The organism is Xanthobacter sp. DMC12 (genome assembly GCF_056314105.1).
Genome location: NZ_JBQUYZ010000001.1, coordinates 945,630 through 965,439, shown reverse-complemented (window position 1 = coordinate 965,439; position 19,810 = coordinate 945,630). Strand labels below are relative to the sequence as shown.

Annotated in this window: 19 protein-coding genes and 2 tRNA genes; 13 read left to right on the top strand and 8 right to left on the bottom strand. The window is 68.7% G+C overall.

The window, feature by feature from the left end; genetic code table 11:
* Window positions 1-71: 71 nt before the first annotated feature.
* Window positions 72-476, top strand: a complete 405-nt coding sequence (mce, locus tag ACT535_RS04460) for a methylmalonyl-CoA epimerase (RefSeq protein WP_476363491.1) — start codon at window positions 72-74, stop codon at window positions 474-476.
* A 151-nt stretch (window positions 477-627) separates the two neighbouring features.
* A complete protein-coding gene (locus ACT535_RS04455) occupies window positions 628-897 on the top strand; it encodes a DUF1467 family protein (RefSeq protein WP_168458142.1) in 270 nt (89 codons plus the stop codon).
* A 47-nt stretch (window positions 898-944) separates the two neighbouring features.
* Here the strand turns inward: ACT535_RS04455 and ACT535_RS04450 are convergent, their stop codons facing one another.
* A complete protein-coding gene (locus ACT535_RS04450; protein WP_476363490.1) occupies window positions 945-4,769 on the bottom strand; it encodes a sensor domain-containing protein in 3,825 nt (1,274 codons plus the stop codon).
* Window positions 4,770-5,043: 274 nt separating this feature from the next.
* On the opposite strand from ACT535_RS04450, the gene ACT535_RS04445 reads away from it, so the two are divergent.
* From ACT535_RS04445 to ACT535_RS04415, 7 genes are all read left to right on the top strand, one after another.
* Entirely contained in the window at window positions 5,044-5,442 is a 399-nt protein-coding gene (locus tag ACT535_RS04445) for a HesB/IscA family protein (protein ID WP_168458140.1), read from the top strand.
* A 136-nt stretch (window positions 5,443-5,578) separates the two neighbouring features.
* Window positions 5,579-6,004, top strand: coding sequence for a DoxX family protein (locus tag ACT535_RS04440; RefSeq protein ID WP_476363489.1), 426 nt, complete (start codon window positions 5,579-5,581; stop codon window positions 6,002-6,004).
* Window positions 6,005-6,092: 88 nt separating this feature from the next.
* Window positions 6,093-6,177: transfer RNA gene (locus ACT535_RS04435), tRNA-Leu, on the top strand.
* Window positions 6,178-6,337: 160 nt separating this feature from the next.
* Window positions 6,338-7,087, top strand: coding sequence for an AzlC family ABC transporter permease (locus ACT535_RS04430; RefSeq protein WP_476363488.1), 750 nt, complete (start codon window positions 6,338-6,340; stop codon window positions 7,085-7,087).
* Window positions 7,084-7,443: an AzlD domain-containing protein gene (locus tag ACT535_RS04425; RefSeq protein ID WP_476363487.1), complete on the top strand. Its 360-nt coding sequence runs from the start codon at window positions 7,084-7,086 to the stop codon at window positions 7,441-7,443. Before ACT535_RS04430 ends, ACT535_RS04425 begins: the two co-directional genes overlap by 4 nt.
* Before the next feature lie 193 nt (window positions 7,444-7,636).
* Window positions 7,637-7,713, top strand: a tRNA-Met gene (locus ACT535_RS04420).
* 219 nt (window positions 7,714-7,932) lie between these two features.
* Entirely contained in the window at window positions 7,933-9,855 is a 1,923-nt protein-coding gene (locus ACT535_RS04415; protein ID WP_476363486.1) for a sensor domain-containing phosphodiesterase, read from the top strand.
* On the opposite strand, the gene ACT535_RS04410 is transcribed toward ACT535_RS04415, so the two are convergent.
* Window positions 9,842-10,417 carry a CGNR zinc finger domain-containing protein gene (locus ACT535_RS04410; RefSeq protein ID WP_476363485.1) on the bottom strand — a complete coding sequence of 192 codons (576 nt, stop codon included), beginning with the start codon at window positions 10,415-10,417 and terminating at the stop codon, window positions 9,842-9,844. The two genes, ACT535_RS04415 and ACT535_RS04410, sit on opposite strands and share 14 nt — an antisense overlap.
* 182 nt (window positions 10,418-10,599) lie before the next feature.
* Between ACT535_RS04410 and ACT535_RS04405 the strand changes: the two genes are divergently transcribed.
* A complete protein-coding gene (locus tag ACT535_RS04405; RefSeq protein WP_476363484.1) occupies window positions 10,600-11,502 on the top strand; it encodes an alpha/beta fold hydrolase in 903 nt (300 codons plus the stop codon).
* 105 nt (window positions 11,503-11,607) lie between these two features.
* Window positions 11,608-12,603 (top strand): alpha/beta fold hydrolase, encoded by a 996-nt coding sequence (locus ACT535_RS04400; protein ID WP_476363483.1) that lies wholly within the window; start codon window positions 11,608-11,610, stop codon window positions 12,601-12,603.
* A 57-nt stretch (window positions 12,604-12,660) separates the two neighbouring features.
* On the opposite strand, the gene ACT535_RS04395 is transcribed toward ACT535_RS04400, so the two are convergent.
* Window positions 12,661-13,299: a DUF1109 domain-containing protein gene (locus ACT535_RS04395; RefSeq protein ID WP_168458136.1), complete on the bottom strand. Its 639-nt coding sequence runs from the start codon at window positions 13,297-13,299 to the stop codon at window positions 12,661-12,663.
* Window positions 13,296-13,847, bottom strand: coding sequence for a sigma-70 family RNA polymerase sigma factor (locus ACT535_RS04390; protein ID WP_168458135.1), 552 nt, complete (start codon window positions 13,845-13,847; stop codon window positions 13,296-13,298). Before ACT535_RS04390 ends, ACT535_RS04395 begins: the two co-directional genes overlap by 4 nt.
* 245 nt (window positions 13,848-14,092) lie before the next feature.
* Between ACT535_RS04390 and ACT535_RS04385 the strand changes: the two genes are divergently transcribed.
* On the top strand, window positions 14,093-14,362 hold the full coding sequence (locus ACT535_RS04385; RefSeq protein WP_168458134.1) for a hypothetical protein: 270 nt from the start codon (window positions 14,093-14,095) through the stop codon (window positions 14,360-14,362).
* Window positions 14,363-14,430: 68 nt separating this feature from the next.
* On the opposite strand, the gene ACT535_RS04380 is transcribed toward ACT535_RS04385, so the two are convergent.
* From ACT535_RS04380 to ACT535_RS04370, 3 genes are read right to left on the bottom strand one after another with little or no spacing between them, the layout of a single operon-like run.
* On the bottom strand, window positions 14,431-16,446 hold the full coding sequence (locus tag ACT535_RS04380) for a hypothetical protein (protein ID WP_476363482.1): 2,016 nt from the start codon (window positions 16,444-16,446) through the stop codon (window positions 14,431-14,433).
* A gap of 16 nt (window positions 16,447-16,462) precedes the next feature.
* A complete protein-coding gene (locus tag ACT535_RS04375) occupies window positions 16,463-17,254 on the bottom strand; it encodes a molybdopterin-dependent oxidoreductase (protein ID WP_476363481.1) in 792 nt (263 codons plus the stop codon).
* A 15-nt stretch (window positions 17,255-17,269) separates the two neighbouring features.
* Window positions 17,270-17,911, bottom strand: coding sequence for a cytochrome b/b6 domain-containing protein (locus ACT535_RS04370; protein ID WP_476363480.1), 642 nt, complete (start codon window positions 17,909-17,911; stop codon window positions 17,270-17,272).
* Window positions 17,912-18,051: 140 nt separating this feature from the next.
* Here ACT535_RS04370 and ACT535_RS04365 point away from each other — a divergent pair, with 140 nt between their 5' ends.
* Window positions 18,052-18,522 (top strand): PRC-barrel domain-containing protein, encoded by a 471-nt coding sequence (locus tag ACT535_RS04365; RefSeq protein WP_476363479.1) that lies wholly within the window; start codon window positions 18,052-18,054, stop codon window positions 18,520-18,522.
* Window positions 18,523-18,538: 16 nt separating this feature from the next.
* On the opposite strand, the gene mtnK is transcribed toward ACT535_RS04365, so the two are convergent.
* Entirely contained in the window at window positions 18,539-19,801 is a 1,263-nt protein-coding gene (gene mtnK / locus ACT535_RS04360; protein WP_476363478.1) for an S-methyl-5-thioribose kinase, read from the bottom strand.
* Window positions 19,802-19,810: the final 9 nt, after the last annotated feature.

The window sequence follows — 19,810 nt, the reverse complement described above, 5'->3', positions numbered from 1 at the left end:
CTCTCCTGCGGAGGTCGTGTTTCTCGGCTCGCCTCGTTGCGCTATGGATCGGTGAGGAACCGGAGGGAAACATGATCGGACGGCTCAACCACGTGGCCATCGCGGTGCGCGACATCGCGGCCGCCTCGGCGCTCTATCGCGATACGCTCGGCGCGGAGGTCTCCGCCGCCGTGCCCCAGCAGGAGCACGGGGTGACCACGGTGTTCGTGACCCTGCCCAACACCAAGATCGAGTTCCTGGAGCCCCTCGGCGTGGATTCTCCCATCGCCAAGTTTCTGGAGCGCAATCCGGACGGCGGCATCCACCATCTGTGCTACGAGGTGGACGACATCATCGTCGCCCGCGACCAGCTCAAGGCGAAGGGCGCGCGCGTCCTCGGCTCGGGCGAGCCGAAGATCGGCGCCCACGGCAAGCCGGTGCTCTTCCTTCATCCGAAGGATTTCAACGGCACGCTGGTGGAACTGGAGCAGGCCTGAGGCCACGGCCTGCGTGCTTGTCTCACTGGCCGTGCCCAGCCCGCGCGGCGCGAGAGCGAGCCCTTTCGGCGCCGGTCGAAGACCGGGGCCGATGGCCTGAAATCCCCTTCGCGGCGCCGGCCTCGCGGCGCCGCCAGTCAAGGAAGACGCCGTGTCGGTCGGTGCCGTCGTCGCCATCTATTTCATCGTCTGGTGGACCAGCCTGTTCGCTGTGCTGCCGTGGGGCGTGCGCTCCCAGGCCGAGAGCGCGGACGTCACGCCGGGCACCGATCCCGGCGCGCCGGTGCGGCCGCTGATGCTCTACAAGGTGATCGCCACCAGCGTCATCGCGCTCATCATCACCGCCGGCATCGTCTACATCATGACCAGCGGCATCATCTCGCTGGAAGACATCCCGATGCCTTTCAAGACCCAGGAATAGGCAAGAACCGGGAATAAGCGCTGCCTTCCGAAACCAGCTTCCCGGCATCAGTGCAGGGAGGTGCTGCCGATCGGTCCCGCGCCGCGCGGCGCGCCCGGTGCAGGCCCGGGCGCCAGCGGCCCGCTGAGCGCAAGGCGCAGAAGGCGGTCGCCCGTCACCGCCCGGCTGAACAGGTGGCCCTGGCCGAAGTCGCAGCCGCGCGCCTGCAGGAAATCGTGCTGGCGCGGATCCTCGATGCCCTCCGCCACCACCGAGAAGCCGAGCGCACGGGCAATGGAGATGATGGCCGTGGCGATCTCCGCGTCGGCGGTGCGCGGCAGGTCGCGTACGAAGCTGCGATCGATCTTCAGCTTGGAAATGGGGAAGCGCTTGAGATAGGCGAGCGAGGAATAGCCGGTGCCGAAATCGTCCAGAGCGATGCGCACGCCGGTTTCCTTGAGCTGACGCAGCTTGCGCTCGGCGGCCGCGCGGGCGTCGAACAACAGGCTTTCGGTGATCTCCACCTCCAGCTTGTGCGCGGGCAGGCCGGTGCGGCGGAGCACGTCGTCCACGAACTCGCAAAGGGCGCCCCGCTGGAACTGGCGCGGTGACAGGTTGACCGCGACGAAGTCGAGATCGGCACCCTTGTCGAGCCATTCGACCATCTGCCGGCAGGCCGCCTCCATGACCCAGTTGCCCAGCGGCTCGATGAGGCCGGTTTCCTCGGCGAGCGGGATGAAGCGGTTGGGGGTGACGAGACCGTGGGTCGGGCTCTGCCAGCGCACCAGCGCTTCGGTGCCGCTGATGCGGCCGGTGGCAAGGTTCACCACCGGCTGGAAGTTCAGGATGAATTCCTCGCGGGCCAGGGCGCGCCGGAGGTCCGCCTCCATCTCCATGCGCACCCGGGCGCCGCGGGTGAGCGCCTGGGTGTAGAAGGCGTAGCCGCCGCGGCCGTGGGACTTCGCCTCCGCCAGCGCCGAATCCGCGTGCTGGAGCAGGCTCGCCGGCGTGTCCGCATCCTCGGGGAACAGGCTGATGCCGACGCTGGCGCCGAGGTAGATTTCCCCGCCGTTTGGCATGGCAAAGGGCCGGCCCATCTCCTGGATGATATGGGTCGCGACGGTGGCGGCCGTCTCCGGCCCCTCGATGCCTTCGAGGATGATGACGAACTCGTCGCCGCCGTGGCGCCCGAGGGTCGCGCCGCTCTCCAGCCCGTCCTGGATGCGCTGGGCGGCCATCTGCAGCACGGTGTCGCCGGCCATGTGGCCGAGGCTGTCGTTGACGGTCTTGAAGCGGTCGAGGTCCACGAACAGCACCGCGCAGCGCGATCCCGGCCGGCTCAGGGCGAGGTCGAGCAGCGAGGCGAGAAGCGTCCGGTTCGGCAGATCGGTGAGCGGGTCGTAATGGGCGATCCGGTCCAGCTCGAATTCGGAATGCTTGGTCTGGGTGATGTCCTGGAAGGCCCCGACGAAATTCTGCGGAGCGCCGCTGTCGTCATAGACGGTGGTGATGTTGAGCTGCTGGAGGAAGATCTCGCCGTTCTTGCGGCGGTTCCAGATTTCGCCCTGCCAGATGCCGGTGGTGGTCAGTTCGCTCCACAGGCTGCGGTAGAATTCGCGGTCGTGTCGGCCGGAATGCAGGAGCCGCATGTTCTGGCCAAGGATTTCCTCCTCGGTGTAGCCGGTGATGCGCGAGAAGGCCGGATTGACGGCCGACACCTCGGACCTGAGGTTCGTCACCACCAGCCCGTCGTGGGAATTGGCGAACACCGCCGCCGCGAGCCGCAGGTGGCGCTCGGTTTGCTTTGAGCCCGTGATGTCCGCGAGAAGGCCGACCGCGCGGCTGACGGAGCCGGCGGCGTCGCGGGCGGCGAGGCCGTGCCAGCGGAAATCGTGATAGCTGCCGTCGGGCCGGCGCAGGCGGATGTCCAGCTCCAGCGTCGGCGCCCCGCCGCTCAGGAAGGCCTTCCAGGCAGCCGCCACCTTGCGGCGGTCGTCGGGGTGAAGCAGCTCGTGCCAGGGGCGCTGGACGTCCACGGCCTCGTCCGCGCCGACACCGAGCATCTCGCGCGCCCGCTGCGAGAGATAGAGACCGCCGGTGCGCAGGTTGAGATCCCACACGCCCTGGTCGGAGCCTTTCACCGCCAGCCCGAAGCGCTCCTCGCTCTCGCGCAGTGCGGCCTCGGCGGCGCGCCGGGCGGAGATGTCCTGCGCCACCAGAAGGATGTGGTCCGCCTCGCGATCGGCATTGCGCACCAGCGAGAAGGTGAATGCGAGCCAGACCGCCGAGCCGTCCGGCCGCACGAGGCTCTCCTCGGTGTCGATCTCGGCCGCCCGGCCTTCGAGCAGTGGGCGGATCACGTCGGTGCCGGCCGCGGCGTGGTCCGGCCCCCTCAGGTGCCAGAGGCTTTCGCCGGCGAGCGCACTCGCCGGCCGGCCAAGCATCCCGCAGGCCTTGTCGTTGGCCCGCAGAATGGTGCCGTCGAGGTCGAGGTGGAGGATGCCGGTCGCGGCCTGATCGAAGGCGGCGCGGAAGCGCGCTTCCGCCTCGCTTACCGCGCGGGCCGCGGACAGCTCCCGCGCCGCCTCGCGCATCCGCGATTTTTGCAGCAGGCCGCGCCCCACGGCCAGGGCCAGCAGCAGAAGCACGCAGGCGAGCGCCGCCGAGAAAAAGGCAGAGGTGCGCGCACCGCTCAGGATCTCGTCGCGGTTCACCTTGAGCACCAGGGCCGACTGATCGCCGGGGATGGCCGTGCGCACGGCCAGCACGGCGCGGCCGGAAGGATCGGCGCCCGTCCCGGCGACGCCAGGCCGATCGCTGCCGGCCGCGAAGGCAAAAGGATCGGCGATGAAGGTCCGCGGCAGCGGGGCGGCTTGATCGCGCGAGACCGCCGAGGTGACGCGCACGCCGCCGCGCGGGTCCGGCCCCACCAGCAGCGCCTCGGCGGTGCGGGCGGTGCGGAACACGGCCGAGAGCATGGGGTGGGCTTCCGGCCGCACCGCCGACTGCAGGAACAGCACGCAGCACGGATCATGCGTGGCATCCCGCACCGGCACGTTGACGAGAAAGGCGAAGCCGTGCGCGCGGGCGGAATCGCGCGGCGGTGGCGCCTCCGCCATCTGGCCCGTGGCCGCCACCTGCCGCACCGCCTCCGCCACGTCCGGCCGGCCGGGCTCCGCGCCGGAGGCCATGATGAAGGCCCCGTTGTTGGCCCACAGTTCGGCTCCGGTGAAGCCGAAGGCGCGCGCGCTCTCCCCCAGCAGCAGACGCAGGCGCTCGCGCCGCTCGGATGAGGGCTCGGCGTGCCAGCCGGCCACGTCGTCCGCCAGGAAGCGGCTTGACCCGAGGGCAAGCGCTCCGGTCTCCAGCCGCTGCCGCTCCTGGGCGAGGCTGCGCACCTGCACCTCCGCGAGGGTGGCGAGAAGACGGCGGGTGTCGGCGATCGCCGACTGCACGCTCGCCTGATAGACGAGGACCGTGACCACGAGGAGGAGCGCGCCCAGCCCCAGCAGCAGGAGCACGGCGCGCATGGCGCCGCTGGGCAAGGCCGGGGCTGCGCCGTTCATCCTTGGCTGTCCCGCGGCCGGACGCCCGGTCGCGGCTCGTTCCGTCGCAGCCTCTACCGTTACGGCCGCGCCCGTCGCCGGCTGGCGCGTGCCGGCCATCCCCGCTGCCGCGCGACGCCGGGAGACAAGGAGCGTGGCCATGAACGCGGCGGCGCCGATTGCGGCGGCTGCAACGAGGGCGATCAGCGTGGTCTTCAGCGTGGGCGCACCGCCGAGGCTGCCGGGGGATAGGGAGGGCTGGGCTTCGGCCGCACGGCTCCACAGCACGGCAATCGCCATGATGGCGGTCGCCGCGCGGAACCGCCCGCTGGCCGGTTGCGCCCTCATGATGCCTCGTTCTGCCGCCTTCGGGCCGGCGTTAAGCCGCCGCTCTGATGCCCGTATCCTGGACCTATATCTTGGCCTTTGCCGGGAAAAAGCGAAACCACGCAATTTCCCTGATGAAAAGGTTTTAGAATACCGAACGTGCGTTGCGTGGCGCCGGTGTGGGGATGAGGGCATTTCCGCACCCTTATCCTGAGACTTGCTCCTGCCGCGATCATCCACCATTTGTATGAGGCTGGCCCGCCGACCTTGAACCGGCCGGGTCTGGAGGTCTGCCATGAGTGTCGCCGAAACGCCCCCCGTCCGCCCCGCCCGGCGCAGCCTGCCGCCGGTTATCCGCATCACCGACATCGCCGCCGAGCGCCTGCGCGAGATTCTCGCCGATGCCGAGCCGGGAACGGCTGTGCGGGTCGGCATCGAGAACGGCGGTTGCGCCGGCATGTCCTACAAGCTCGATTTCACCACCGACGTGGCGCCGCTCGACGCGGTGGTCGAGGACAAGGGCGTGAAGGTGGTGGTGGATTCCAAGGCGGTGCTCTTCCTCATCGGCACCGAGATGGATTTCAAGACGGACAAGGTCTCGTCCCAGTTCGTCTTCAACAATCCCAACCAGACGTCCTCCTGCGGCTGCGGCGAATCTGTCGCCATCACTCCGGCGGCCGCCGACGCGTCCTGAGGGCCGGCCGCGCGCAGGACGGGAAGGGCGGTTCAGCCGCCGTTCAGACTGGCCCGGGCAAGAGGAGGGGCGTCGCATGGCGCCGGCTTCGGCCGGCGGCTCGTGCGCGCTGCATCAACTGCCCACAGGTGCCATCTTGACCCCTCGTCCCATCGCCGCACTCCTGTCGAGCCCCGCATTCGGCATCGTCGCCCGTGCCCTGCTCACCTTCATCTTCTGGGGAGCGGGCCTGGACAAGCTGTTCAATTTCGGCGAGGCGCTGGCGCTGTTCGAGTTCTTCGGCGTGAAGCCTGCGCTGTTCTTCGTACCGCTGGCCATCGTCGTGCTGCTCGGCGGCTCGGCCATGGTCATCGCCAACCGCATGGCCTGGCTCGGCTTCGGCATGCTGGCGGTGTTCACCGCGCTGACCATCCCCATCGCGCACCCCTTCTGGACCATGCAGGGCGAGCAGCGCCTGTTCGAGTTCCACGTGGTGGTGGAGCACATCAGCCTGATCGGCGGCCTGATGATCGGCGCCATCCTGTGCTGGCGCCTGGAGAAAGAGCGCACCGGCAAGCGCTGACCCCCGCGCACGGCGCGTTCGGCGGGAGGTACACTCCCGCCGCGAAACATGCTCTAAGACACGTCCGCCGGGCCCTGTGCCCGGCCCCGCGGACGTGGCGAAACCGGTAGACGCACGAGACTTAAAATCTTGCGCCGCAAGGCGTGCGGGTTCGAGTCCCGCCGTCCGCACCACCCACTGACTCCCGCGCCAGACGTTCCATTCCCGCATGACCGGCGTCGGCGCCCTGCGGCGGCCTCACTCCCCGGCGATGGGCGGAAGTGCTATTGGGAGGCATTCGCCGGCTTCTGGCGACCAGCATCTCCTCTGCCCCTCGCCCCGGACCCACGCCGCGTGAACGCCCCGCCGTCCCTCCACCACGCGCATCATGCGCCGCCGGTCTATTTCCTCCAGGGGATGCGCCGGTCCGTTTCGGTGCCTGCGCTGGTGCTGTTCGCGAGCTATCTCGGATTCGGCGCGGTGCTGCAGGGGGTGGGCTTTCCCCTCGGGGCCGGCGTTGCCTCGACCTTGCTGGTGTGGGCGCTGCCGGCGCAGTTGATCCTCATCGGCGGCCTTGCGGCGGGCACGGCGCTGCCGGCCATCGCGCTCGCCGTCGGTCTGTCCTCCATACGCCTCCTGCCCATGGTGGTGTCGGTGGCGCCGTACATGCGCGGCCCGCGCCGCAGCCTGTTCTGGGAGCTGGTCTGCGCGCATTTCGTCGCGATGACGGTCTGGCTCGAAGGGCTCCGGATGCTCCCGCACCTGCCGGGCGAGGCGCGGGTGCCCTTCACCCTCGGCCTCGGCCTGTCGCTGATCGGCGTGAGCTGCCTCGGCACCGTGGCGGGCTATACGGTGGCGGGCGAGGTGCCGGGCTGGGTCGCTGCCGGGCTGCTGCTGCTGACGCCCCTGTCCTTCACGGTGCTGATGGTGCGCAATTCCGTATCCGTCACCGACTGGCTGGCGCTCGCCGCCGGTCTCATCCTGATGCCGCTGACGCTGAACCTTGAGGGCGGCCTCGACCTGATGATCTCCGGCATCGGCGGGGGCACGCTTGCCTTCATCGCCGGCCGGCTGCTGGAGCGGCGGCGAGGGGTCACCCCATGATTGCTCCCACGATCACCCCCATGAGCGAAGGCGCCGCTCTGCTGCTGGTCGTCCTCATCGGCTTCCTGCCGACAGAGGTCTGGCGCACGCTCGCCGTCATTGCCGGCCGCCGGGTGGAGGAGGGCAGCGCCGTCTTCCACTGGGTGAAGGCGGTCGCCACCGCACTGCTCGCGGCCGTGATCGCGCGCCTTTTGTTCGCGCCGGCCGGCGCCCTCGCCGAGGTGCCGCTGGCGCTGCGCCTCGGCGCGGTCGTGGCGGGGGTCGCGGGCTTCCTCGTGGTGCGCCGCTCCGTGTTCGTCGGCGTGGTGGTGGGCGAGATCGTGCTCATGGGCGGAGCTTATCTCCTTCATGGCTGAGGCTGCGCCGTACCTTCGCCAGCCGTTGCGGGGGAAGGCGTTGCGGGAGGGAGGCCGGTCTCCGTCGTCATGCGTCATCCACAGGGCAGGCGTGACGGGCCATAAATAATGGCGCGTGCCCTTTCCATCGGGGGCGGGGATTGCTACATACGCCTCGCCGAACACCGGTTCGCCGGCAAAGTCTCGGTTCTGACGCGGGGTGGAGCAGCCCGGTAGCTCGTCAGGCTCATAACCTGAAGGTCGCAGGTTCAAATCCTGCCCCCGCAACCAAAAATCCTTGATCTCAAGGTCTTAAAGGGTCGCCGCAAGGCGGCCCTTTTGCGTTTCGGCCGGGCGCGGCGGGACCCGGGTAAGCCCAAGCTTACGTATCAATCCTGAGACGGCTCGGCGCACGCTCTCCTCGCGTTCCCGGCCGTTTGGTGCTACTTTAAAGCGAAATAACGACCCGGTTTCGTTTGGCTTAACCTGCTGGCGAAAAGGGGAAAAGGGATGAAATGTCCTCCAATACCTCCCCACGAGAAGGACCGGCTCGCGGCGCTCGATAGCTACGGCCTTGCCGGGGAGGGAACGGTCGCGGGGCTCACGCCGCTGGTGGAGATTGCGCTGCGCATCTTCAATGTGCCGATGGCCGCCGTGAACATGATCGGCGCCGACAGCGTCTTTTTCGCCGCAAGCGCGGGCTTCGGCGACGATGTGGACAAGCGGCGGGAAGTCTCCTTCTGTGCCCACACCATCCTCCAGGGCGCCACAATGGTGGTGCCGGATGCCACGCACGACGAGCGCTTCCACGACAATCCCCTGGTTTCCGGGGCTACCAACATCCGCTTCTATGCCGGATTCCCCCTGCTCTCGTCGGACGGGCATGCCATCGGCGTGCTCTGCATCCTCGATACAGTCCCCTATGACGGCTTTACCGACGAGGATCGTGTCCGCCTGAGCGATCTGGCGCACATGGTCATGGACCGGCTGGAGATGCGCCGGATGGCCATCGCCGCCTCGGTGGGCGGCATGGCGACACCGAGCCGGGTGGTGGGACCGGAACAGCTCGCACATCTCGCCCAAATCGATGCCCTGACGAGCCTGCCCAACCGCCGCCACTTCTACCGAGCGGTGGAGGCGGCGCTTCTCACCGGCCGGCCGTGCGGGCTGCTGATGATCGATGTGGACGGCTTCAAGGACATCAACAACATCCTCGGCCCCACCTCGGGCGATGACGTGTTGAGAGCGATCGGCCAAATGCTGTCCACCGAGGTGCCGAAGGGGGCCGCCGTCGCCCGCATGGGCGGCGACGAGTTCGCCGTTCTGGTTGGCGGTCTGACGGAGGATGCGGCGGAGCCCTTTGCCCGCCGGCTCCTCGGAAGGATCTCCGAGCTCGCGCCCACCGGGCACGAGGAGATGCAGATCTCTGCCAGTTGCGGCATTGCGCTTTCGCCGCGGGATGCCCTGGAGCCGGTGGAACTCATCGGCGACGCCGACCTCGCGCTCCATGCCGGCAAGGCGAAAGGGAGCGCGAGCATCGCGCTTTATTCGCCGGCGCTGCGCACCGATGCGCTCGACCGCCGCCTCTCCAGCATCGATCTCCACCGGGCGGTGGCCAACGGGGAGTTCGTGCTCTTCTACCAGCCGCAGGTGCGGTTGTCCGATGGGGCGCTGGTCGGCGCGGAGGCGCTCATCCGCTGGCTGCATCCCAGCCGTGGCCTGCTGTCTCCCGCGGCCTTCCTGCCGGCGCTGGAAGCGGGCGCGCTGGCGCTCCCGGTCGGGCACTGGGTGATCGAGGAAGGGTGCGCACAGGCGGCCCGCTGGCGGCGGCAGGGGGCCACGGATTTCCGCATCGCCGTCAATCTCTTCGCGTCGCAATTCCGCACCGGCGATCTGCCCCGCGAGGTGGCGGAGGCCCTGGCCCGGCACGGCCTGCCGCCGGAGGCGCTGGAGCTCGAGATCACCGAGAACATCGTCCTGTCGGACCATTCCACCGCCATGGATGTGCTGACGCGGCTCCGGCAGATGGGCGTGCGCATCGCCTTCGACGATTTCGGTACCGGTTATGCCTCGCTCAGCATGCTGACGCGGTGCCCGGTGAACTGCATCAAGATCGATCGCAGCTTCGTTCAGGCCATGCTGCGCTCGCCGCGCGAGGCGGCGGTGATTTCCGCCATCCTGGAGATGGGGCGGGCGCTGGACATGGATGTCATCGCCGAGGGCATCGAGACCGAGGCCGAGCGCGCCTACCTCACCGAGCGCGGGTGTCCGGAGGGACAGGGCTATCTCTTCGGCCGGCCCGTCCCGGCGCTGGAGTTCGAGGCCCGTCTGGGCCGCGCAACCTTCTTCGTGCCGCCGGTCGATGCGGACTGCCAACCGCCGGCAGGGGCGCTTGCGAAGCGACGCAGCTATCGGCGCGCTAGCCCTCGGTGACCGCCGAAGCCCGCAGGCGGTGGCTCCGCACCTTGCTGCGGTTGCCGCAGGCAGCCATGGAGCACCAGCGGCGGGTGCCGTTGCGGGCGGTGTCGTAGAAGACGAGACTGCACTCGGGATTGGCACAGTGCCTGAGCCGCGCACGCTCATAATAGGCGGCGAAATCGGCGAAATCGGCAGCGATGGCGGCCAGCGGCCCGGCGCCTTCGGGCCGGCGATGCTCCACCTCCAGCGCGTCACCCCGCCAGACAAGGTGCGGCTGGGGCGCACCCGCCGCCAGCAGGGCATTGATGACCTCAACATCCGCCGGCTTCGGCTTCGCGCCGGTGCTCAGGCATTCGAACAGGCGGGCGAGCGTCTCGCGCAGGGCGAGCGCCTCCCGACGCAGCGCATCGGCGCTGGCCCCTTCGAGGCCGGCCGCTTTCAGCCAGCGCTGCCAGCCCTCGTCGGTGCCCAGAAAATCCCCCAGCGCGACCGGGGCGGAATTGACGAGATCGATCCACAGGCGGCTGCCCAGGAAGGGCATCCCGTCGCGGAAATCGCTCTCTTGCGGTGTCGTCACGCGATCCTCTCGTCTCTGCCCATTCTGGGCCGCTCGGAATGGAGGTGTAACCGGAAAGATAGGCCATTACCGGTCGGGCACAAGCGGGCAGCGTCTCCGTAACCACTAAAATTCACATTGACAGGTTTGATTGGGCATGTAACCCCATAATTGGCATTAAGCCAGTTACGTGGAGATATCCCATGCACGCTGTCAACACCGCCGCGCGCTCCGGTGCCGGAACCGAGGTCGCCTACCACCGTGCCTCCATCCAGGGGCAGGACATCTTCTACCGGGAGGCCGGCCCGGCCGATGCGCCGGTGGTCGTGCTGTTGCACGGCTTTCCCTCCTCCTCGCACATGTTCCGCAACCTCATTCCGGCCCTCGCCGACCGCTACCGGGTGATCGCGCCCGACTATCCGGGCTTCGGCCAGTCCAGCGCGCCGGCGCCGGAGGCTTTCGCCTACAGCTTCGACAAGCTCGCGGACGTGGTGGAGGCGCTGCTCGAAGGCCTCGGCATCCGCCGCTATGCGCTCTACATGCAGGATTACGGCGGTCCGGTGGGCTTCCGGCTCGCGGTCCGGCATCCCGAGCGGGTGACTGGGCTCGTCGTGCAGAATGCGGTGGCGAACCTCGAAGGCTTCCACGCCAATGCGGCCGCCGCCTTCGGCCCCTACTGGACCGACCGCAACGCGGAAACCGAAAAGCCCGTCCGCGGCTTCCTCGCCGCCGAGACCACCCGCTTCCAGTACGAGCACGGCTCGTCCAGCCGCGCCGACCGCCTCTCGCCCGACACCTGGACCCACGATCAGGCGCTGCTCGACCGCCCCGGCAATGACCGCATCCAGCTGGAGCTGCTCTATCGCTATCAGGACAATGTGGGCGCCTATCCCGCCTTCCAGTCCTACCTGAAGGACCGCCAGCCCAACATCCTGGTGGTGTGGGGGGACAACGATCCCTTCTTCACCGCCGAGGGGCGCGACCTGTTCAAGGCACTGGTGCCCGCCACCGAGGTGCACGCCTACGACGCGGGCCACTTCGCGCTGGAAACCCACCTGCCCGAGATCGCTGGCGCCATCCGCGGCTTCCTCGCCCGCGTCGCCTGACGCCCACCCCGGTCCTCGCCGCGCCGGAGAATCCGGCGCGGCCTCCCCCTCAATGGAGCCAGCCCCGTGCCCCTGATCCTTTCCCCGTCTTCCGTCTTGGGACGGATGTCACTTGCCGCGATGGCCGCGCTGGTGGCCCTGTCGCTGCCGACCCCCACCTCCGCGGCCCCGCCGCCTGCGCCCGCAACCGCGGCGCCGGCCACGCTCTCGCCCACGGTGCACTACCGCTCGAAGAGCATCGGCGGCGTGGAGGTCTTCTATCGTGAGGCGGGGCCGGTGGATGCGCCCGTGCTTCTGCTGCTGCACGGCTTTCCCTCATCCTCCCACATGTTCCGAAACCTCATCCCGTTGCTCGCTGACCGCTACCGGGTGATCGCGCCGGACTATCCCGGCTTCGGCCACAGCGGCGTGCCGGACCGCGCGCAGTTCACCTATGGCTTCGCCGCCTTCGCCGATCTGGTCGACGGCCTCATGGGCACGCTTAAGGCCGACCGCTATGCGCTCTACGTGATGGATTACGGCGCGCCGGTGGGGTACCGGCTGGCGCTCAAGCATCCCGAGCGGGTGACAGCGCTGGTGGTGCAGAACGGCAATGCCTATGAGGAGGGCCTGAGCCCGTTCTGGTCGCCCCTCAAGGCCTATTGGGCAGAGGGATCACAGGCCAACCGCGAGGCGCTCCGTGCAGGCCTGACCCTTGCGGCGACACGCTCGCAATATGTGAACGGCGTCGCCGACGTCTCGCGGGTCGATCCCGACACCTGGCTGGTGGATCAGGCCCTGCTCGATCGGCCCGGCGTGGACGAGATCATGCTCGATCTTTTCAAGGACTATGCGAGCAACATCGCTCTCTATCCGCAGTTCCACGCCTTCTTCCGCGAGCGGAAGCCCCCGACGCTCATCGTCTGGGGAGCCAATGACGAGATCTTCCCGGCGGCCGGCGCACGGGCCTATCTGAGGGATCTGCCGAAGGCGGAGCTTCACCTCCTGAACAGCGGCCACTTCGCCCTGGAGGACAAGGGCGCCGAGATCGCCGTCCTGATGCGCGACTTCCTCGCGCGCTCGCTCCCGGCCGACGCGCCCGCAAAGCCCACGGCGCGTTGAGAAGGGCATGACCGGCCATCGTCCGCGCTTCGCGGGCGGGCGGTGGCCGGGCTGGGCTCACCACTTGAGGAAGCGCGGTCCCGTCAGCCAGCCGAAGCCGGCGACGATGGCGAGTGCGGCCGCATACCAGACGCCCACATAGGCCGGCGCGTCATTCACGCAGAAAGACGCATAGGCGAGGGCGCCGATGCCGCCGGCTACGAGACCAAGCAGCGCGCCGCAATAATGCAGATCGGTCGGCGCCGTCTCGCGCAGCACCAGGGTCAGCACCACGAGCGGAATGACCGACAGGAGCGGGATGGCGACCACGCAGACCAGCCAGTCCTTGAACATGCCTCCGAGGCCGCTCGACGCCGGCAGGGCGACGATCTGGATCACCGCCGCGAACCACACCAGCGCCAGAGGCAGGAGCACAAGGCGCAGCAGCCGTCCGTTCGCCCGGCCTGCGCGGGCCGCGCGGCGCAGGCCATGGGCCGCGATGACCACCACCGCCGAGAGGAAGCCGACCTTCACCACGAAGCCGAACGTGCCGATGGCCTTCAGCAGGTCCGGCCGCACCCCCAGCGCGAAGATGCAGGCGACCGCCGCGAGGCAGAGCGAGCCGGCCATGGCGAGCGTCAGCAGCCGGTCCTGCCGGGCGGGGTCCACGGCCTCGACGCGGGTGGCGAGGAAATCGATGAGGTCGTCGGTGTTCATGGGCGTGCCTCCGACAAAAGGGCAGCAAGCTTCTTCATGCCGCGATGGATTCCGATTTTCACCGCGGCATCGCTCATGCCGATGCGGGCTGCGGCCTCGGCGATGCTGAGGCCTTCGATCTTCACGTATTCGATGGGGAGCCGAAAATGCCGGGGCAGCGTCTCCAGTGCCCGGTGCAGTTCCCGCGATGTATCCACCGCCTCGTATCTGTCGACGTCGGCGAGATCGTCCATCTCGTCGATCTGAACATTGCGCAGCGCCCGCGCATTGAGGCGCAGATGATCGATGAGCTTGTAGCGGGCAATGCCGTAGATCCAGGCGAGGACGGGCGAGGAGCCGTCATAGGTATGGCGCTTGGTGTGGATCACCAGGAGCGTGTCCTGCACCAGATCCTCCGCATCGTCCGGTCCGGCGCCGCTGCGGCGCAGGCGGTTGCGGAAATAGCTGCGCAGGCGCACGGACACATGCTGCAGAAGCACACGGTGCGCTTGCGTATCGCCGGACTGGCTCGCGCGCATCAGCGCTTCCAGGTCGGGTTCTCGGCTCATGAAATTCCCCCTCATGAGCTCGTCTTCGCGGGCCGGTGTTCAGAGGTTACGCCCCGCGCGATCACGAGGATGCGAGGCGTCGGCGGCGGAGCGAAGAGACCTCGACGTGCCAGCGTTTGCGGAGGGGGCTAAGGGGAAATGCGCGGCCTCAAAATCTGTTGAACATGTCTTTCTCGCTCCCTGTAACCAGGGTGCCTAGACTTGCGGAATATCCAGCATCATCGCTTCGATACTGGAGAAAATACATGCGTAAGTCGATCCTGCCCTTCGTCGTCCTCGCCTCCGCGCTGGCCTTCGGCACCGCCGCTTTCGCGGACGAGACCGAGACCGCGGTGAACCGCGAGAGCCTGCGCGTCGCCGCCGGCATCGGCCCCGCCGATCAGGCCCCGCTCGGTTATGGCGCCATCTCCGGCGGTCACCACGGTTTCGCCGGCGCGCAGAGCGCCGAGCACACCCTTTCCGACGCCGACCGCGCGCTGTTCAAGCTCGGTGATCGCGGCCTCGGCAGCAACTGATCGGGCCTGAAAGAGCCGGCCGCGGTGGTTCGCCCATCGCTGCCGGCTTTTTGCGTTCGAGAGGGAAATCAGCGTGCGGCCTCGCGCGCCACATAGATGCGCCAGCGTCCGTCTTCCTCTTGTGTCAGCCGATAAAGCGGACTGGACGCGAAGGGATCGGCGGTCCAGGCGCCGTCCTGCGCGGTGACGACGATGGCGCCGCAGCCGAAGGCCCGGCGCAAGGTCGCCACGTCCTCTGCCGTTCCGGTGCCGGAGAACACCCGGTCGAAGAATCCCGCCGCCTCCACCCGCTCCGACGCGGAGAGGGGCGCGAAGGCAAGCGCCATCTCCTGTCCACCGAAGCAGGAGCGGCGGCGTGACAGGAGCGCCCAGGACAGGTTGATGGGCCAGGGCGTCAGCTTCTCCAGTCGCCCCGGGTTGCTGGCGATCCGCACCTTCGGGCCCACCTCCCGCCGCACCGCCCGCCACAGGACCGGGTCGCCGGCGAAGACGCGGCCGTCCGGGCTCGGTTCGCCCGTGATGTTGCGGTGGGCGAGGGCGAGGGTGTCCGGCAGTCCGAGGGCGATGAGGGCGAGGCCGGCGGCGAGAAGGGCGCGCGCGCGCCGAGACCGCATCGTCTGTACCGCCATCGACAGCGCCGCCGAGAGCGCGGCGCCCGTAAAGGCCGCGAGCACCAGGACCGCGGGCAGCACGGCGCGCCAGCCGAGATCGTTGTTCTCGCCCGCCGTGCTCTGCAGGGTGGCGCTCACCACCAGCGCGACAACCGCCAGCGCCGCCAGAGGAGGCGTGAGGCGCCGGGCCGGCCTTCCGCCCAGACGCCCGGCAAGCCCCAGCGCCACACCCGCCCCGCCGGCAAACAGGATGGCCGGAAACTCCACCGGCAGGAGCACCAGCCAGTAGGCGAGGGGATCGAGCACCGCCCTTGCCGCGTCCGTCCAGGCGGGGCCGAGCACGGGCATCGGGGCAAGTTGGATGGGCGTGCCGCCGCCCCGCGCCGTCGCCGCCTGAATCTGCGCCATCAACAAGGGCGCGGTGAGTGCGAGCGCTACCAGCGCCGCCCCCGCCAATGCCGCAAGGACGCGCAGGCGTCCCCTGGCCGGAGGCAAGAACACCACCACCAGCGCCGCCGCCGTTCCTGCCAGCGCGAAGGTGACGCCACCCACCCACAGCGAACTGCTGAAGGCCGCCGCTGCCGCCAGCCCGATCAATCCCGCCAGTACCGCTCCTTGCCTGGCATCGGAGCCCGCGCGCAACCGCGCCATCAGCAGCACGGCGATCACGCAGGCGGTGGCCGATGCGACATGATGTGGGCTCCAGCTGGTCTGATAGAGGAGGCCGGCGAGGCCCGAGGCGGGTTCGAGCGCGAGGTCCACCCGCGCGCCGCCGAACAGCGCCGCCGCCACCGGCCGGAGGGACCCGGCCGACACGGCGAGGAGCGCGAGGAGTGGGGCGGACATGCCGGGGCGCAGGTGGAAGGCGAGCCCCGCCGCGAGGGCGAGCGCCGCGAAGCCCGTGAACCAGGTGGCCGCCGCGTCCGCGGCCCAGCCGTGCGCGCCAGACAGGATGGCGAGTTCCGCCGCGCCGAAGTGCCAGAGATAATAATAGGCCACCGTCCCCGCCGCGCCGTCCGCCCCGAACACCGGGTTGGCGGGCGGGATGGATCCGTTCTGCGCGATTTCGTCGATGAGGATGATCTTGGCGTGGTCGTAGATGGGAGAGGCGAGGGCGATGGCGCCGCCCGGCAGCACCTTCGGCAGCACGCCCAGCATCGGCACCAGCGCGAGGAGGCCGGCGAACACCAGCGCGACCAGCGGAAAGCGCCCTTCAGTCCGTGCGCGGGGAAGGGCGAGCGCGCACAGGCCCACCGCCGCCGCCGATCCGATGATGACGACCGGCGACAGGCCGAACAGGTGCGCCGCGGCGAGGGCGACCGGCGTCTGGGTCGCCCATCCGAGCGCCGGAGCCAACGCGAGCGCGGCTGTCCGGCCGTAACCCAGCCCGCGCGCCAGCAACCAGCCCGGCGCCCCCCACAGCAGGAGCGCGAGCGGGAGGCACAGGAGGAGGCTCGCGAGCGGCACCATCACCGGGCGGCGCCGGCCGTCACAGGCCCGCGAACCAGTTGAAGCCCTGCTTTTCCCAGAAGCCGAGGGGGTAGGTGTTGGTCACCTCGATGGCGCGGATCCATTTGGGGTTCTTGAACCCGAGCTTCACCGCCGTGCGCAGCCGCATGGGCGCGCCGAACGGGTCGGTGATGGGCTCGCCCGCATAGTGCGTGGCGAGGATGGTCTGCGGGTGGAGCGCCGAGGCCATGTCGATGCTCTCCATGTAGTCGTCATTGCCGTAGAAGGCGATATACTTGGCTGAAAGGTCCGCGCCCACGCGGGTAAGGAAGTCCCTCAGGTTCGGCCCGGACCACTGGCCGATATAATCCCATCCCTCCACGCAGATGTGGCGGATGATGACTTCCTGCTGCGGCAGGGCGTTGATGCGATCCAGCGTCCAGGGGCGCTTGTCCTTGATGAGGCCGGAGAGTTCCAGCTGCCAGGTGGAGAGGTCCACCGGCTTCACCTCGTCGATCTCGTAATAGGCGTTGAAGCGCGGCGGCTTCACCACGAGGTCGCGGGAATAGGTGGGGGCGAGCCGCTTTGGATCGAACAGGGCAGCCTGTACGCCGTCGTTGAAATCGGAAACGGTCCGCAGGACGCCCTGCACCTCTTCGCGATTGGAGATGTCGCAGCCGGCAAGAAGCGACAGCGCGCCGAGGCTCAGCGAGCCGCGCAGCAGCTTGCGGCGGTCGATGCGCTCGAGGAGGGCACGGTTCTCCACGAGCAGGCTCTGGTCGGGCCGCGCAATGGAGGCCCGGTTCGGCCGGAAGAAGGAGCGGAGGGACATTGGCGTGGCCTCAGGTCAGCGCGAAGGATCGGGCGCGGGCGCGCCATCGGCGGGGATCGTGTCGGGATCGGGCAGGCGCGGGCCGCCCGTGAACATGGCGACGAGCGTCTTCGGCACCAGCAGCGCGAGGGCCATGTGCACCACCATGAACAGCACGATGGCCGCCATGCCGAGAAAGTGGATGAGCCGCGCCGACTGGAAGCCGCCGAACAACGAGACCAGCCCCGAGAACTGGACCGGCTTCCAGATGGCGAGACCGGAGGCCACCTGCACCACGATGATTGTGATCACGCCCACATAGAGCAGCTTCTGCACCGCATTGTAGTGGGTGAGATCCTGGTGCTTCAGCCGGAAGGTCAAAGCGGCGAGCGCCTCGGACACCACCTCGCTCGAGCGGATGGGGAAGAACAGGCGCGCGAAGCGGCCGGTGACGATGCCGTAGGCGAGATAGGCAAGGCCGTTCAGCACCAGCACCCACATGCCGAAGAAGTGCCATTGCAGCCCATGCTGCGCCCAGACGCCGAGCACGATGGCCTGCGGGAAGTGCAGGAAGCCGAAGATCACCTCGTCATTATAGATTTTCCAGCCGCTGCCGATCATCACGATCATGGCGATGGCGTTGGTCCAGTGCATGATCCGCAAGGGGAGCGGATGCATGCGCCTTGATGTGTATTCTTTCATGTGCATCGCTCTCGCTCCGGATTTATTGAATTTAATTTCGTGTCGCGTAATAACTGTTGACCGTTCATCGTAAATATAGGTGTGTATAATCAATCAAACGATCTTGGAGACTTCGAATGCGCCCCAGTCGTTCTGTTCTTGCCCTCGCTCTTGTCCTCGGCGTCACCGCCGCCGGAGCGCCGGCGTTCGCGGCCGGCCCACCCCACGCCAACACCCAGACCGCGCCGGGGGAGGACGACCTGACCCCCGCCGAGCGGATGGCCGAGCGCTTTCCCCAGAAGGTGCGCGTGGGAGATCTCGTGGGCCTGCCGCTGCTTGATTTCGACGACCGCACGCTGGGCTTCGTCACCGAGGTGGCGCGCACGCCGGAGGGGGGCATCGTGCTGGTGGTGCCGGTGGGAGGCTGGTTCGGCCGCGGCGGCCGGGCGGTGCCGGTGCCCATCGAGACGGTGGCGATCCTTGGCCGGCAGATCGCGCTGCTCGACATCCCGCGCGATGACCTGCCGAAGCTCGCCTCCTGGACGCCGGCCGCAGGCCAAAGCGTGCCGGCGGACGACATCATCCGCATCGCCATCACCCGGCGCTGATGGGGAAAGGGCGCGGTCATGGCCGCGCCCTTTGCGTTTCCGCGAGGAGGTTCGCCGCCTCGATGGAGGGGATCTGCCGCCGGTTCAGCGCAAGGTGCCGGCCGAAGGCGAGGGCGCGCCGTTCCAGCCGTGCGCGCAGGCTAACGTCCGCGATGGTCTCGAACTCGGCGATATGGGCAAGGCCCAGGATGCGGCGGCTGATCTCCATGCCGGCGAAGCCCAGGGCATCCTGCCAGACGGACGTGAGATGGGCAGCCAGCGCCACCTGCGCGCCGGCCTCGTCTCCCTGCGCCTCGAACAGGTCGGAGCCGCCGAGGATGCCGGTGCGCTCATGGGCCCAGAGGCGGGAGAATTCCGCCTCGAAGGTCCGCCAGAGGATGCCGGCGGTGGCCAGCAGGAATTCGCAATAGGCGGCCGCCGCCCGCGCATCGGCGCGGTGACCTTCCTGCGCGAATGCCGCCATCCAGAGGTTGGCGAGGCACACGCCCACATCAAAGCCCATGGGGCCATAGAGGGCGAACTCGGCGTCGATCACCCGCGTATCGGTGGGCGTCGCCATCACCGATCCGGTGTGCAGGTCGCCGTGCAGCAGGGTCTCGCCGCAGGTGCAGAAGCGCGCCTTCATCTCCACCGCAGCGAGCTTCAGCGCGCGGTCGACGCGGAAGGCGGTGGCGATATCGTCCAGCCCCGGCGTGTGCCGGTTGAGGGGGGCCGCTTTGAACGGGTCGGAAAAGACCAGCTCCTCGGTGATGCCTGCGAGTTCCGCATTGCCCGCGAACAAGGCGAGGTCGGCCTTGCGGGCCACGGTGGGCATCGACCAGTCCGAGCCCCGGAACAGCGTGCGGGCGAGATAGAGCCCGAGATGCGTGCCGAGCAGCGGCAGCTCCTCTCCCGCCATGAAGGCGCGGCGCACCACCTTGTGCGGACTGAGGTGCTCCATGGCGAGCATCGCCTGGGCGGGATCGAAGAAGAGGAGTTCCGGCGTGCGGCCGGGATCGCGCGCGCCGAGGCGCGAGAGCGCCTCATGCTCGAAGAAGGCGCGGTCGAGGGACATGGGCCAGCTCTCGCCCACCACGCGGGCATAGGGCAGCGCCTGCTTCACCACGACAGAGCCCTGCGGCCCCACGACGATGAAGACGAGGTTTAGGTTGCCGTCCCCCACCTCCCGCACCTGCCACGCCTCTGCCGGGCCGAGGCGGTGGAAAAGCTCCGGCCGTTCGCCGAGGCGGTGGGGCAGGCTTTCGGCGTCGAGGGCGAGATAGGCGGTGCGGTCGAGCATCGGGCCGTC

Coding starts and splice junctions, on each gene's coding strand:
- mce (WP_476363491.1), top strand. CDS start 72: ATGATCGGACGGCTCAACCACGTGGCCATCGCGGTGCGCGACATCGCG.
- ACT535_RS04450 (WP_476363490.1), bottom strand. CDS start 4,769: ATGAGGGCGCAACCGGCCAGCGGGCGGTTCCGCGCGGCGACCGCCATC.
- ACT535_RS04445 (WP_168458140.1), top strand. CDS start 5,044: ATGAGTGTCGCCGAAACGCCCCCCGTCCGCCCCGCCCGGCGCAGCCTG.
- ACT535_RS04425 (WP_476363487.1), top strand. CDS start 7,084: ATGATTGCTCCCACGATCACCCCCATGAGCGAAGGCGCCGCTCTGCTG.
- ACT535_RS04415 (WP_476363486.1), top strand. CDS start 7,933: ATGAAATGTCCTCCAATACCTCCCCACGAGAAGGACCGGCTCGCGGCG.
- ACT535_RS04405 (WP_476363484.1), top strand. CDS start 10,600: ATGCACGCTGTCAACACCGCCGCGCGCTCCGGTGCCGGAACCGAGGTC.
- ACT535_RS04400 (WP_476363483.1), top strand. CDS start 11,608: ATGTCACTTGCCGCGATGGCCGCGCTGGTGGCCCTGTCGCTGCCGACC.
- ACT535_RS04395 (WP_168458136.1), bottom strand. CDS start 13,299: ATGAACACCGACGACCTCATCGATTTCCTCGCCACCCGCGTCGAGGCC.
- ACT535_RS04390 (WP_168458135.1), bottom strand. CDS start 13,847: ATGAGCCGAGAACCCGACCTGGAAGCGCTGATGCGCGCGAGCCAGTCC.
- ACT535_RS04385 (WP_168458134.1), top strand. CDS start 14,093: ATGCGTAAGTCGATCCTGCCCTTCGTCGTCCTCGCCTCCGCGCTGGCC.
- ACT535_RS04375 (WP_476363481.1), bottom strand. CDS start 17,254: ATGTCCCTCCGCTCCTTCTTCCGGCCGAACCGGGCCTCCATTGCGCGG.
- ACT535_RS04370 (WP_476363480.1), bottom strand. CDS start 17,911: ATGCATCCGCTCCCCTTGCGGATCATGCACTGGACCAACGCCATCGCC.
- ACT535_RS04365 (WP_476363479.1), top strand. CDS start 18,052: ATGCGCCCCAGTCGTTCTGTTCTTGCCCTCGCTCTTGTCCTCGGCGTC.
- mtnK (WP_476363478.1), bottom strand. CDS start 19,801: ATGCTCGACCGCACCGCCTATCTCGCCCTCGACGCCGAAAGCCTGCCC.